This window comes from Brucella anthropi, from assembly GCF_046630315.1.
Taxonomy (GTDB): domain Bacteria; phylum Pseudomonadota; class Alphaproteobacteria; order Rhizobiales; family Rhizobiaceae; genus Brucella; species Brucella anthropi_A.
Genome location: NZ_LQBD01000038.1, coordinates 95,295 through 109,165, shown reverse-complemented (window position 1 = coordinate 109,165; position 13,871 = coordinate 95,295). Strand labels below are relative to the sequence as shown.

The window sequence follows — 13,871 nt, the reverse complement described above, 5'->3', positions numbered from 1 at the left end:
ACAGTCGATGAACACGCACACCAGCACATCGCCGGCACAAGTTTCCGGTTCTTTGCGGGCCTGGCTCACGGCTCCCGTACCTACTTCCGCCTTCCAGGCCAATCTACAACAATTGCGCCGTTCCTGGTTCAAGTTGATGGCCAACACATCCGCCATCTTCGGCCTGGCCGTGATCGTGCTTCTGGTACTGGTTGCCATTTTCGCGCCGCTGATCGCCACGCACGACATCGGCGCCAACGATCTCGCCAACCGGCTTCAGCCACCGTCATGGGAACATTTCTTCGGTACGGACGAGCTGGGTCGCGATATCTTCAGCCGTCTGGTCTATGGTTCGCGTATCACGCTCTATATCGTGACGCTGACGGCCATCATCGCCGCCCCCATCGGCCTCGTTATTGGCACCACTGCGGGCTATATGGGCGGTTGGGTTGATACGGCGCTGATGCGCATTGTCGATATTTTCCTTGCCTTTCCCAGTCTCGTGTTGGCGCTGGCCTTTGCCGCAGCGCTCGGGCCGGGCATCGAGAACGCCGTCATTGCCATTTCACTCGCCGCATGGCCGCCGATCGCGCGTCTCGCCCGCGCTGAAACCTTGACCATTCGCTCGTCCGATTATGTGGCTGCCATCCGCCTGCAAGGAGCTTCCACCATGCGGGTGATTGCGAAACATGTCGTGCCAATGTGCATCCCCTCGGTGGTGATCCGCATCACGCTCAACATGTCGTCGATCATTCTCACCGCCGCCGGTCTTGGTTTTCTCGGACTTGGCGCGCAGCCGCCAAGTCCGGAATGGGGAGCGATGCTTTCCAGTGGTCGCGAATTCATGATGACCTCTTGGTGGCTCGCTGCTGTGCCCGGCACCGCAATCCTGCTGGCGAGCCTTGCCTTCAACCTGTTCGGCGACGGCCTGCGTGACGTCCTCGACCCCAGAAACGGATAAGATCAATGACAAAACCATTGCTTGAAGTCGATGATCTGTGGGTGTCGTTTCCCGGTACGGATCGCAGCATCGATGTCGTTCGCGGCATCAGCTTTTCCATCGGACGTGAAAAGGTCGGCATCGTAGGCGAATCCGGTTCCGGCAAATCGATGACCGGGCGCTCGATCCTCAAGCTGACGCCAAAGGCGGCACAGATCCGCGCCAGGACTTTGCGTTTCGGCGAGGTTGACCTGCTGTCGGCCAGCGAGCGCCAGATGCGCAGCGTGCGCGGCAACCGGATTTCGATGATCCTTCAGGACCCGAAATATTCGCTCAACCCGCTGATCCGTATCGGCGACCAGATCATGGAAGCTTATCGCCTCCACCATCGGGTGAAATCGGCAGAAGCGCGGCAAAAGACGCTTGCCATGCTGGAGGCCGTGCATATTCGCGATCCCGAGCGTGTCATGCGTCTGTTCCCGCACGAGATTTCCGGAGGCATGGGCCAGCGCGTGATGATCGCCATGATGCTGATCCCCGAACCGGACATGATTATTGCCGATGAGCCCACCTCTGCGCTCGACGTGACCGTGCGACGTCAGGTGCTGACCGTGCTGGACGAACTGGTCAGCCGTTCTGGCACCGGGCTGATGTTCATCAGTCACGATCTCAATCTGGTGGCGGATTTTTGCGACCGGGTGCTGGTCATGTATGCGGGGCGCATCATGGAAGACCTGCCGGCGAAGGACCTGCACAAGGCGCGCCATCCCTATACGCAGGCGCTGCTGGCCAGCCTTCCGCGGCTCGACCATCCGGTTGATATGCTGAAGGTGCCCGAACGCGACAAAAGCTGGTTGACCGAACCGACGCTGGTGGGAGGAAACTCATGACACATGGTGCCAATCCTCCATTCGTGGATGTTTCGAACCTCTCCATCAGCTTCGGCAAGGGGCGCAAACGCGCCACCGTCGTCAGGAAGGTGAAGTTTCATATCGAGCGTGGTGAGGCCTATGGTCTGATCGGTGAATCCGGTTGTGGCAAGTCCACGATCCTGCGTGCTCTTGCCGGTCTTATCCCGCATTACCAGGGCAGCTTCGTCTTTGGCGGACAGGAGATGGGCGGCCAGCGCGACAAGGCATTTTTCCGTCGTGTGCAGATGGTGTTTCAGGACCCATATGCCTCGCTGCATCCGCGCAAGCAGGTGCACAGGGTGCTGGCGGAATCGCTTGCCATTCACGGCATGGATCGCAGGGATGAGCGCATCCGCGACGTGCTACAGGCAGTGGGCCTCGGTCCAGGTTTCCTTTATCGCTATCCGCATGAACTGTCTGGTGGCCAGCGCCAGCGCGTCGCCATAGCGCGTGCCTTGATCATCGAGCCGGATGTGCTGCTTCTCGATGAGCCGACATCCGCTCTCGATGTTTCCGTGCAGGCGGAAATTCTCAATCTGCTCAAGGTGCTGCGTCGTGAGCGCAATCTCACCTACCTCATGGTTTCGCACGATCTCGCCGTGGTGGCGCATATCTGCGAGCGTGTCGGCGTCATGCACAAGGGCATCATTCTGGAAGAATTGACGGCAGACGATCTCCGCCATTCGCGCGCCGGGACTGACTATACGCAGGAATTTCTCCGGGCCAGCGTGGAAGCCGTCGCACACAATCAGGCTAGGGAAATACAGGTATGAACTATCATTCGGTGGCCAATCCGGGACAGGAATGGGAACGTCTGAAAAGCCCCGCTGCGGCGGGCTGGTCGGAAGCCGAGCTTCGCGCTGTCGATGCCTGCGCGGACGGGCAGGAAACCGACGCGCTGATGATCGTTCAGGGCAACAAGATCGTCCACACCTATGGCGATATCACGCATAAATATCTCTGCCATTCCATCCGCAAGAGCATCCTTGCCGCGCTCATGGGACAGGATGTGGCCGATGGTACCATTGATCTCAGCCTGACGCTGGAACAGCTTGATATTGATGACAATGAGGGCTTGAGTGAGGTGGAGCGGCAAGCAACCGTCTACGATCTCCTGACTGCGCGTTCCGGCATCTATCATCCTGCCGGGTATGAAACCCCATGGATGCGAATGATAAAGGAAAAACGTCATTCCCACGCGCCTGGCACTTTCTGGTGCTATAACAACTGGGACTTCAATGCGCTTGGCACTATTTTCGAGCAATTGACCGGTAAGACCGTGCACCAGGCTTTCGACGAACGCATCGCAAAGCCCCTCGGATTTGAGGATTTCTCGCTTCATGGCGACAGGCCGGACGGTTGGCACGACCGCTTCACGGAGAGCAGACATGCCGCTTATCCCTTCCGCCTTTCCACGCGCGATCTGGCGCGTTTCGGTCAGCTCTATCTGCGCAATGGCCGCTGGAATGGTGTGTCTGTTCTGCCCGACGGCTGGACACAGGAATGCGTGATGCCTTATTCGCATGCCGGTGCGCGCGGCGCTTACGGCTATATGTGGTGGCTGGAGCGCGATGGCGTTTTCTTTCCCGGCGTGGTGACACCGAAAGGCAGTTATGCAGGCTTCGGCGCGGGCGGCCATTTCTGCATCGTGTTGCCTGCGCTCGATATGGTGATCGTGCATCGTGTAGACACGGATGTCGCGGGACGTCAGCTGAACCGGCACAAGTTCGGACGTCTTTTGAAACTCATTCTTGATGCTTTTCAGGGGTGAGATCATGCAGCGGGTGGAGATGACAGTCGCGGCTGCGATCGCTTCGGCATGTGCAAGAACTAGGGCGAGTACCCATGCGCGAGAATTGGCGCGCGACGCTATTCTGGACACGCTGGCCTGCATGGTGGCCGGCCGCGACGATGACAGCACGCAAAGCGTGGCGGCAGCTTTCGCGAGCTATAACATGGATGGCCCAGCGCTGTTGATAACCGGCGGCAAGGCCAGCCCGATGCTTGCGGCGATGACTAATGGGACGTCGGCGCACGCACTCGATTTCGACGATAATTTCCTGCCGGGTATGAGTCACGCCTCGGCAGTCATCGTTCCCGCAATCATGGCGCTGGCGGATATGGAGGAAACGGCGGGCGCCCGCCTTATCGACGCTTATCTGGCGGGGCTGCAAGCACAGGCGCTTGTGGGCGAGGGGCTGGGACAGTCCCATTATACGGCTGGTTGGCATGGCACCTCGACGGTCGGCAGCATTGGTACGGCGGTCGCCACCGCGCATATGCTGTGCCTCGATGTCAAAGCGACCGCGCAGGCAATCACCATCGCGGCCAGTTTTGCCTCTGGCACCAAGGGACAGTTCGGAACTCTTATCAAGCCATTTCATGCGGGCATGGCCGCACGCAATGCGGTTGAGGCCGCCCTTCTTGCAAGGGCGGGAATGCAAGCGCGATCCGACATTCTGGAAGGCGAGCAGGGTATTCGTGAGTTGTTTGCAGGCGATCCGCGCCTTGGCTGGAATATCGAACATATCCTCACCGATAGACCGCATGTGATTGAAACGGCTGGTGTCATGCCGAAACGGCATCCCTGTTGTGGGTCGACACACATGATCGTCGATGGGTTGCTCGATCTCCGGGCCGAGCACGGGTTCGACGCCGAGGATGTCGCCGCCGTGGATGCATTGGTCGGGATCGCGAACTACCGAAATCTCGCCTATCCTCAGCCCTCCGACCAGATGCAGGCGCGTTTTTCCATGCAATATTGTGTGGCACGCGCCCTGCGTCAGGGGTATCTTGCACTTGCGGATTTCACGCCACAGGCTGTGAGTGCTTTCGTCGATGATCCGTTACTCCGTGTCGTCGGCATGCGCAGCTATTCGATGGAGGAAGAGCAGGCATCAGCGGAAAAACTGCCGCATGTTGCCACTGTGACGCTGAAGGACGGTCGGGTGCTCCGTGCGTCGCGCAGCTTCGCCGTCGGCACCTTGCAACAACCTTTCAGCGCTGATGATCGAACGCGCAAATTTCTCGATTGCTGTTCGTCGCTCCCGATGGCGGATCAGATCTATTCGGACTTGCGTTGCCTTGACGATGCCCCGAATCTCAAAGCTGTTGCGGCACTTTTCCCTGATCATGATCGGTCAGGCTCGGGGTGAGGTTTCCGGCGCTGTGTTCGCATTTCTGGGAAACCAGCTGCGACGCTCGGCGCCAGAAAAGCTCGGCCTGCTTGTTCCGAAATTGCGGTGTCCGGTAAACGCGAATTTCAATCAACAGATCGGTGTTCGGTTCACCCGCCCGCACCAGCACGCCGCGCTTCATTTCATCATCGACAAGGCTCTCAGGTATCCATGCCACACCGTGGCCGGAAACTGCCATCGCTTTCAGCGCAACAGACATTCCGTTTTCGTAGACGGTATTCAACTGAAAACCGTGCTTTTCGAACAGCCAGGGCAGGGCAAGAGAGAAAAACGAATTTCCACGGTAACTGAGGAAATCGGTCGGCAGCGACTTGTCCTTGAGACTGTGGAGTGCCTGCCCCTTTGGCGTGGGGGCGGATACCGGAATGACCCTTTCTGTTCCCAATGCCAGGAAGGGATAGCCGCCAAGATCATCCATCTGGGGAACTGCCGGATGGGCATAGGTCAGGAAGAAGTCGCAATGCCCGCTGACGAGCGTGGATATATTGCCGACGAAAGAGGAATGCGGGTCGGCGAAACGTGCACGGAATGAAGCGCCGGATGCTTCGATCTGTGCCATCCAATGCGGAAAGAATGTGAGCGACAAGGTATTGAGCGTCGCGAAAGAAATGATTTCCCACGTCGCACTATAACCATCGCTGACGCTCTTGCGGGCGCTGAGCAGCATTTCAAGAGCATCTTGTGCCCGCGGAAGAAAAATTTCCCCCGCCTTTGTCAGACCTATAGGATTCAAAGAACGGTCAACCAATGGAAGGCCGACCCAGTCTTCAAGCTGTTTGATACGTTTGCTGAGTGCAGATTGCGTAATATTGCGGTCTCCAGCCGCGCGGGAATAGCTCCTGTGCTCTGCGAGACTGACGAAATCTTCAAGCCATTTCAGTTCCATGGTCCGTCCGGTGCATCAGATAAGCAAAAGTGATCCTGCCCTGATTTATAACGCGATCCGGCCGGATTCAGGTAGAGCTCGTCCGATATTTTAGACCGAACGATAATCTGGGTGACAGCGGCGAACGGACTGGCTTGAACGCTGCCCGCTATATCGAGTCGCGCACGCGCTCCCATGCCTTCGTCAGATGCCGCCCAAGCACTTCGGACAGTCGTGTCGGATCGCGAGCTTCCAAAGCTGTAATCATTTCTTCATGCTCCGCGACCGCCGCCGCCCACTTCTCCGCGCCTTCATGCCCCACAAAGCGGATGCGCTTCAACCGCGTCTGGAGCATCTGGTGAATGTCCGCCAGCGTGGGGTTCTTTGCAAGGCGAACAATGGCCAGATGTATCTGCTGGTTGAGCTTGTAATATTGCAGGCGGTCAGAATGCTTATAACGCTCGACCATTTCATCATGCAGCGCCCGAACCTCGGCAATGTCCTGGTCGGTCGCCAGCTCGCAGGCGAGTTTCCCGGCAAGCTCCTCCAATGTGCGCAGAACAGTGAGCATGTCCTTTACGTCGGCCGGACTGAAACGCTTTACGACGGCGCCGCGGCTTGGAACAAGCTCGACCAGACCTTCGCTGGCCAGATATTTGATCGCCTCGCGCAGCGGCGTCCGGGACACGCCCAATTGCTCTCCAAGCTGACCTTCATGCAGGCGAGTGCCAGGTTCCAGTTGCCCTTCGATAATCATATCGCGCAGATGGTTGACGAGCATGTCGTGCAAGGCGGTGCGGCGGAACGCCTGTGAGCCGTTGTCGGTCTGCTCGGTTTTCTGAATGTCGTCCATCGGCCTTTTTCTCAAAGAGTGAGTTCGAATCCTCATCTCACCAACTTGAGGCGAAGATGGCTGGCCTGCCTTCAACCGTCAACATAAAATGCTGCATACAGAATACAAAATTCTTGCACCTTGCGAAAGATTGTCATATGCATGCTGCATACAGAATGCAGATGAGGAGGATGCTGATGACCGTCACTGGCACTGAACCGAGCGTGATTGCGCTTGCAATGGGAGATCCGGCCGGTGTCAGCCCCGAGCTGACCGCACGTCTTCTCGCTTTGCCGGATGTCAGAGAGGAAGCGCATCTCATCGTCTTTGGTGATCGCCGCATTCTGGACGATGGAGCCCGTATCGCAGGCGTCGAGCTTGATCTGCAGGATGCCAGCCTCGAAAACGCCCCAGGCATGTCGACGGACAGGCATGTGTTCGTAGACCTCAGGAATCTTGATCCCAAAGACGTTGTCCGTGGTGAAGCGACGCTGATTGGCGGGACCTTCGCGACTCATAATTTTCGTACTGCCTTAAAATTCGCCGATGCTGGACATGCGCAGGCTGTTTGCTTCACGCCGTTTAACAAACAGGCGATGCGATTTGCCTATCCAGGTTACGACGACGAAATCCGCTTTGTTGCCGATGTGCTGAACTTCACTGGTAAGGTGCGCGAGTTCAACGTGCTGGAGAAGGTCTGGAATGCGCGCGTGACGTCGCATATTCCGCTCAAGGAGGTGGCTTCGGCGCTGACGCTTGAAGGAATTCTTGCCGAGCTTGATCTGGCCTGGGCGTGCCTGAAGAAGGCGGGTTATGACAGTCCGAAAATCGCGGTGGCCGGGCTCAATCCGCATGCCGGAGACGGTGGCAGCTTTGGCATGGAAGAGATCGATATTATCGAACCCGCAGTAAAGGCAGCCAAGGCCAAGGGGTTCGATGTGGATGGGCCGTTCCCGGCTGATACAGTGTTCCTGCGTGCGCTGAAGGATGGCTTTCAGGCGGTGCTGACCATGTATCACGATCAGGGTCAGATCGCGATGAAGCTGATGGGATTCGACAAAGGGGTGACCATGATGGGCGGATTGCCGTTCCCGCTTTGCACGCCTGCCCATGGCACGGCTTACGATATCGCAGGAAAAGGTGTCGCCGACGTGGGAGCCACGCGCGAAGCGATCCTGCTTGCGGCACGGATGGCGAAAAGGGCAGCGACGCTTTCGGACGCTGCCTGATTTTCGACATCTTGACACGATCGGCATGGGGGGAGGCCCATGCCGCTTAACCGGGAGGATAGACCATGAAGAAGTCTTTGCACATTGCTTGCCTGGCCGCAGGAGTGGCGGTGATCGCATCGTCCGCGCAGGCATTCGAACCGACGCGGCCTGTGGAATTCGTCGTGACCGCTGGACCAGGTGGGGGTACGGATATTTTCGCGCGCACGATCCAGTCGATCATCGGCAAGTACGATCTGATGAGCGCGCCTATCGTCGTCACGAACAAGGGCAGTGCAGGCGGCGCCGAGGGTTTCGTCTATACTGCGGGGTACAAGGGTGATCCCTACAAGCTCGCTTTCGGCACCAACAACGCATACCTCCTGCCCGTGCGCGCCAAGGTTCCTTATAAATCGACAGATCTTGTTCCCGTTTCGGCACTGGCTTCGGATGAATTCATTCTTTGGGTCAACGGAAAATCCGACTTCAAGACAGCCGCAGAATTTGTCGCCAAGGCCAAGGACGACGCAGGCATGAAGGTTGGCGGAAGCCAGTCCAAGGATGTTGACCAGATTCTCACCTCCATGATTAACGATGCCACCGGCTCAAAGCTTGGCTACATCCCGTTCAAGAGCGGTGGCGAAGCTGCGGTTCAGCTTGCAGGCGAGCATATCGCTGCCAATGTCAACAATCCGAGCGAAAACCTCGGTCAGTGGCAGGCCGGCATGGTAAAGCCGCTTTGTGTCTTCAAGGCCGAAAGGCTCAAGGGTGAAGGCAAGGTCGCGGGCGATATGGGATGGAGCGACATTGCGACCTGCAAGGAAACAGGCATTCCAATCGAAAATTACTCCATGCCGCGCACAGTATGGCTTCCGGCAGGCGTGGATCAGGACGTCGTGGATTACTATGCAGGCGTACTCAAGAAAGTTGCCGAGACCCCGGAATGGGCGAAATATCTTGCCGATAGTTCACAGTCAGCCGCCTATATGAGCGGTAACGACCTGTCATCCTTTATCAAGAACGATGAAACGGCGGTTACGGCTGTGCTGAAGCGTGAAGGCTGGCTCGCCAACTGATGTTCTGTGCATTCGTGCAGACGCCGTTGGCGTCTGCATCCTCCATCGAAGGAGCTCATCCCATGAGTGAGAAAGGCGAAGGCGGAATTTCGCGCTTCAGTGTCGAGGCGGGCGTGGCTCTCCTCACGGGCGCACTGGGGGCGGCTGTCTGTTACGGCTCGCTACAGGCTGGCACAGGCTGGACGGAGATGGGGCCGGATGCCGGTTATTTTCCGTTCTATATCGGCTTGTTGATCATCTTCGGAAGCGCCGTCAATCTCGTTACCGCATTTTTGAAACATCGTCATAGTGGCGAAATCTTCGTTGAGATGAACCGGCTGAAGCCCGTTCTTGGCTTCGCACTGCCGCTCGTCGGCTTCGCAGCCATATCGACGGTTTTGGGACTCTATGTCGGGACCGCTCTCTACATTGCTGGAGCGATGATGTTTCAAGGGCGTTACAAATGGTGGGCGTCGTTGCCCGCCGGTATTGCCGTTTCTCTCTTCTTCTTCGTCATTTTTGAAATCGGCTTCAAGGTTCCGCTCCTTAAGGGCCCGGTCGAGGCTTTCTTCGGGATTTATTGATGCCGGAAAGTCCGATGTCTTTGGAGGAAAGACATGGAAAACTTCAGTCTCCTGATGGATGGCTTTGCCCACATCCTCAGCTTCAATCACGTGTTGCTGATGATGCTTGGGGTGACGCTTGGAATTCTGGTTGGCGTTTTGCCCGGGCTGGGGGCGCCAAATGGCGTTTCGCTGCTTTTGCCGCTGACCTTCTCGATGGACCCCATTTCCGCGATTATTCTGCTTTCCTGTATGTATTGGGGAGCATTGTTCGGTGGTTCGACGACGTCCATCCTGTTCAATATTCCAGGTGAACCATCGTCCGTCGCCACTACCTTCGATGGATATCCGATGGCGAAAGCCGGACATGCGAGCCGTGCCCTGACGCTGGCATTTGTTTCGGCCGGCATCGGCGCGCTGGCTGGCGTGGTGATGATTACCCTGCTTTCCAGCTGGGTCGCCAATTTCGCGCTGCGGTTTTCTTCACCTGAATATTTTGCCGTCTATTTTCTGGCTTTCGCCAGTTTCATATCCATGGGCGCACAATCGCCCTTCAAAACGCTCGTTTCGATGATGATCGGTTTTGCCTTTGCTTCGGTGGGCATGGACACGATCTCCGGAAACTTGCGCCTGACATTCGACATACCGGAACTCATCAAGGGAATTTCCTTCCTGATTGCGGTGATGGGCCTGTTCGGGATCGGTGAACTGTTGCTGACGACGGAAGAGGGGCTTCGGTTCGACGGTATCAAGGCGCGTGTGCGTCTTGGCGAGATCGGGCGCACGCTTCTGGAAATGCCGCGTTACTGGTTTACGCTTGCACGCTCCACGCTTATCGGTATCTGGATGGGGATAACGCCCGCCGGGCCAACTGCGGCATCCTTCATGAGCTACGGCGTCGCCCGCCGCTCTGCACGCGATAAATCGAAATTCGGTAAGGGCGATCCCCGTGGCATCGTGGCGCCGGAAACGGCTGACCACTCTGCTGGCACCTCCGCGCTTCTCCCCATGCTGGCACTTGGCGTTCCGGGTTCGGCGACCGCTGCCGTCATGATGGGCGGGCTGATGATCTGGGGCCTTACGCCCGGCCCGACATTGTTCACGGATCGCCCGGATTTTGTCTGGGGCCTGATCGCCTCCATGTATCTCGGCAATATCGTCGCCGTTATTCTGGTGATTGCGACCGTCCCGCTTTATGCCTCAATCCTGCGCGTGCCGTTTTCGATTATCGGGCCGATGATTGTAGCGGTCATTTTCTCCGGCGCTTATCAGGTTGCCAATTCGATAACCGATGTCTGGCTGGTGATCGCATTCGGCGTGCTTGGCTATATCTTCAAGAAGCTTGATTATCCACTGGCGCCATTGGTTCTTGCGATGGTACTCGGAGACAAGGCTGAAGATGCATTCCGTCAGTCGATGATGATGTCGGGCGGTCAGCTTTCGGTGTTCTGGTCGAATGGGCTCGTTGCTTCACTGATGACGCTCGGCGTTTTCCTGCTGGTCTCACCAGCCATCTTCTGGGCGATTGGCAAGCTGCGAAACCGGAAACCTGAAATTCCTTCCAGCAATGGCAACGTGGCCTGATCGAGATGGATCATGCAAAAGAACAGGACTGTAAGTTGACACAGACAACTGCCAAATGGACACGCGAAACATGGCCCATTGCAGCTGCGATGATCCAGTATCCCAATATCCTGCCGGATGGCAGCTCGGTGCAGGATCAATCAGCAGAAGAGTGGCACCGCACTTTGACCGACGTTGCGGATGCAGGTTTTACCGAACTTGATCCGACTGACAGCTGGTTGCGACTGGCCGACTTGTCACCTGCCCGCCTCGCTGAATTTATGTCTGTTGCCAAATCGCTGGGCTTCACCATACCTGCGATTTCGACCTCGCGGCGCAGCGTGATCGACGCACGACACGGCGAGGAATATCTGGCCTACGGTCACAGGGTCATCGATACCGCTAAGGAAATTGGCGCGAGCTGCGTTTCCTTCGGGCTTTTTGAACCGCTGACGGACGCGCAGAAACAGGCATTATGGTTCTGGACCGTCAATGGCGCGCGGAACCCGGACGATCCGGCTGTCTGGAAAAAGGCAGTCGAACGGATAAGCGAACTCGGTCGCCATGCAGAGAAGCTAGGCATAGAGCTATCGCTTGAAATGTATGAGGACACCTATCTTGGCACTGCGGACAGTTCAGTTCGCTTTATTGAGGAGGTTGGCCTCGGCAATGTCGGGATCAACGCCGATCTAGGCAATCTCATCCGCCTGCACCGTCCTGTCGAGCATTGGCAGAAGATGATGGAGAAGGTGGCGCCTTACGCAAAATTCTGGCACGTCAAAAACTATACGCGAACGGAAGATCCGGCGTCCGGTGTCATCGTCACGCATCCGGCACCCCTTGAGAGCGGGATCATCAATTACCGCGCAGCGATCCGGATGGCGCTGGATCATGGATTTGCCAGCCCATTTCTCTGCGAGCATTATGGTGGCGACGGGCTTTCCGTTTCGGCTACAAATCGCGATTATCTGCGCCGCATTTTGCCGCGCGGCCGATGACTCAGATCGAGGACTGTTTCAATGACGACGATTTTCGATGCGCCGGAGGCGTTTGCTTCCACTGCCTTGGCCGGTTTTGCAAATATTTATAGCCGCTATGTACGCCATGTGCGTGGCGGCGTCGTCCGTTCCACCAAAGTGCCGCAAGGCAAGGTTGCGGTGGTTGTCGGTGGCGGTTCCGGTCATTACCCGGCATTTGCGGGCTATGTCGGGCCGGGTCTCGCGGATGCCGCAGTTGCCGGTGATGTGTTTGCTTCGCCTTCCACCGCGGCGGTGGCCCGTGTTTGCCGTCAGGCGCACAGGGGCGGCGGTATTCTGCTGGGCTTTGGCAACTATGCTGGCGATGTGCTCAATTTCGGCGTTGCTGCCGAGCGTTTGCGCGCAGAAGGCATCGATGTCCGTATCGTGCCCGTAACCGACGATGTCGCCAGCGCTCCGGCGGATATGCATGAAAAGCGGCGCGGTATCGCTGGCGATCTGGTTGTGTTCAAGATTGCGGGAGCCGCTGCCGAAGCCGGTTTGTCACTGGATGAGGTCGAGCGGCTTGCCCGTCATGCCAATGCGAACACCGTTTCCTTCGGCGTCGCGTTCAAGGGCTGCACATTGCCCGGAGCGCCGCATCCGCTTTTTACGGTACCGGAAGGCCAGATGGCACTCGGTCTCGGCATTCACGGCGAACCGGGTATCAAGGAAGAGGCGATCCTGCCTGCCTCCGGTCTGGCGAGCCTGCTGGTGGAGAAGCTTCTGGCAGAGCGCCCCAAGGGAACGCAGAAAGTGGGCGTTATCCTGAACGGCCTCGGTGCCACGAAATATGAGGAATTATTCGTCCTGTGGACGGCGATTGCATCGCTCTTGGAAAAATCCGGGCTTGGTGTTGTGGCGCCGGAAGCGGGTGAATTCGTCACCAGCCTCGATATGCAGGGCTGTTCGCTGACCCTTCTCTGGCTTGACGATGAACTGGAGCGCTACTGGACGGCTGCTTGCGACACGCCGGTTCTGCGGCGCGGCGAAGCAATCGCAGTCGAGCCTGCGACCGACATGATCGCTGACGATGATGCGGCACCTGATTTTGCTCCGGCAGATGAGGCAGGCCGTGCAGGCGGCGCGTGTGTGCAGGGTATTTTGAACGCTGTCGCTGACGCGCTGGTCGAGGCCGAGGAAGAACTTGGGCGTATCGATGCCTTTGCCGGCGACGGGGATCATGGACAGGGCATGCGGCGCGGTTCCGCTGCCGCAAGGGAGGCAGCCGATCAGGCCGCCAAGGCCGGAGCGGGGAGCGCCAGCCTATTGGCTGTTGCGGGCGATGCCTGGGCCGACCGGGCTGGCGGCACTTCCGGCGCGCTGTGGGGGCTGTTGCTGCGCGCGTGGAGCACGGAGCTTTCTGACAATGGCGCCATTGATGAGGGCGCAGTCGTTCGCGGCGGCAGGCGTGCGCTTGATGCCGTAACCACGCTTGGTCGCGCGAAGCCCGGTGACAAGACATTGGTGGATGCCTTCGTTCCCTTCGTGGAAACGCTCGAAGGCGCATTTGCATCCGGCAAGCCGCTGGCCGATGCATGGAATGAAGCGGCAGAAGCCGCAAAGGCTGCTGCCGAAGCTACAGCACCGCTTGTTCCCAAACTCGGCCGTGCAAGGCCATTGGCCGAAAAGAGCATTGGTCATCCGGATGCGGGCGCCATTTCGCTGGCGCTGGTCGCAGAAACCATCGGCAAGCAATTGAAGCGCTGAACAGCCGATCAGACGGGCTGACCGAATGTCAG

General features: G+C 57.8%; 13 protein-coding genes. 11 read left to right on the top strand and 2 right to left on the bottom strand.

The window, feature by feature from the left end; translation table 11 throughout:
* Positions 1-7 precede the first annotated feature (7 nt).
* Genes nikC through AVM02_RS18220 form a run of 5 tightly spaced genes read left to right on the top strand, consistent with a single transcriptional unit; the run spans position 8 to position 4,985 of the window.
* Entirely contained in the window at positions 8-940 is a 933-nt protein-coding gene (gene nikC, locus AVM02_RS18240; RefSeq protein WP_411508321.1) for a nickel transporter permease, read from the top strand.
* A gap of 5 nt (positions 941-945) precedes the next feature.
* Positions 946-1,809, top strand: a complete 864-nt coding sequence (locus AVM02_RS18235; RefSeq protein ID WP_411508320.1) for an ABC transporter ATP-binding protein — start codon at positions 946-948, stop codon at positions 1,807-1,809.
* A complete protein-coding gene (locus AVM02_RS18230; RefSeq protein WP_411508319.1) occupies positions 1,806-2,603 on the top strand; it encodes an ABC transporter ATP-binding protein in 798 nt (265 codons plus the stop codon). The genes AVM02_RS18235 and AVM02_RS18230 overlap by 4 nt, the downstream gene beginning before the upstream one ends.
* The gene (locus tag AVM02_RS18225; protein ID WP_411508318.1) at positions 2,600-3,601 is read left to right on the top strand and encodes a serine hydrolase domain-containing protein; all 1,002 of its coding nucleotides are present in this window, start codon (positions 2,600-2,602) and stop codon (positions 3,599-3,601) included. The genes AVM02_RS18230 and AVM02_RS18225 overlap by 4 nt, the downstream gene beginning before the upstream one ends.
* Positions 3,602-3,605: 4 nt before the next feature.
* Positions 3,606-4,985 carry an MmgE/PrpD family protein gene (locus tag AVM02_RS18220; protein ID WP_411508317.1) on the top strand — a complete coding sequence of 460 codons (1,380 nt, stop codon included), beginning with the start codon at positions 3,606-3,608 and terminating at the stop codon, positions 4,983-4,985.
* Here the strand turns inward: AVM02_RS18220 and AVM02_RS18215 are convergent.
* Positions 4,933-5,913 carry a LysR family transcriptional regulator gene (locus AVM02_RS18215; protein WP_411508316.1) on the bottom strand — a complete coding sequence of 327 codons (981 nt, stop codon included), beginning with the start codon at positions 5,911-5,913 and terminating at the stop codon, positions 4,933-4,935. The genes AVM02_RS18220 and AVM02_RS18215 overlap by 53 nt on opposite strands.
* Before the next feature lie 148 nt (positions 5,914-6,061).
* Complete coding sequence (locus AVM02_RS18210) at positions 6,062-6,745, bottom strand: GntR family transcriptional regulator (RefSeq protein WP_411508315.1); 684 nt, start codon at positions 6,743-6,745, stop codon at positions 6,062-6,064.
* Positions 6,746-6,921: 176 nt separating this feature from the next.
* Between AVM02_RS18210 and AVM02_RS18205 the strand changes: the two genes are divergently transcribed.
* From AVM02_RS18205 to AVM02_RS18180, 6 genes are all read left to right on the top strand, one after another.
* Entirely contained in the window at positions 6,922-7,953 is a 1,032-nt protein-coding gene (locus AVM02_RS18205; protein ID WP_411508374.1) for a 4-hydroxythreonine-4-phosphate dehydrogenase PdxA, read from the top strand.
* 65 nt (positions 7,954-8,018) lie between these two features.
* Positions 8,019-9,008: a Bug family tripartite tricarboxylate transporter substrate binding protein gene (locus AVM02_RS18200; RefSeq protein WP_411508314.1), complete on the top strand. Its 990-nt coding sequence runs from the start codon at positions 8,019-8,021 to the stop codon at positions 9,006-9,008.
* A 62-nt stretch (positions 9,009-9,070) separates the two neighbouring features.
* Positions 9,071-9,571 carry a tripartite tricarboxylate transporter TctB family protein gene (locus AVM02_RS18195; RefSeq protein ID WP_411508313.1) on the top strand — a complete coding sequence of 167 codons (501 nt, stop codon included), beginning with the start codon at positions 9,071-9,073 and terminating at the stop codon, positions 9,569-9,571.
* 33 nt (positions 9,572-9,604) lie between these two features.
* Positions 9,605-11,134, top strand: a complete 1,530-nt coding sequence (locus tag AVM02_RS18190; protein ID WP_411508312.1) for a tripartite tricarboxylate transporter permease — start codon at positions 9,605-9,607, stop codon at positions 11,132-11,134.
* A 5-nt stretch (positions 11,135-11,139) separates the two neighbouring features.
* The gene (locus tag AVM02_RS18185; RefSeq protein ID WP_411508311.1) at positions 11,140-12,111 is read left to right on the top strand and encodes a sugar phosphate isomerase/epimerase family protein; all 972 of its coding nucleotides are present in this window, start codon (positions 11,140-11,142) and stop codon (positions 12,109-12,111) included.
* A gap of 21 nt (positions 12,112-12,132) precedes the next feature.
* Positions 12,133-13,839 carry a dihydroxyacetone kinase family protein gene (locus AVM02_RS18180; protein ID WP_411508310.1) on the top strand — a complete coding sequence of 569 codons (1,707 nt, stop codon included), beginning with the start codon at positions 12,133-12,135 and terminating at the stop codon, positions 13,837-13,839.
* Positions 13,840-13,871: the final 32 nt, after the last annotated feature.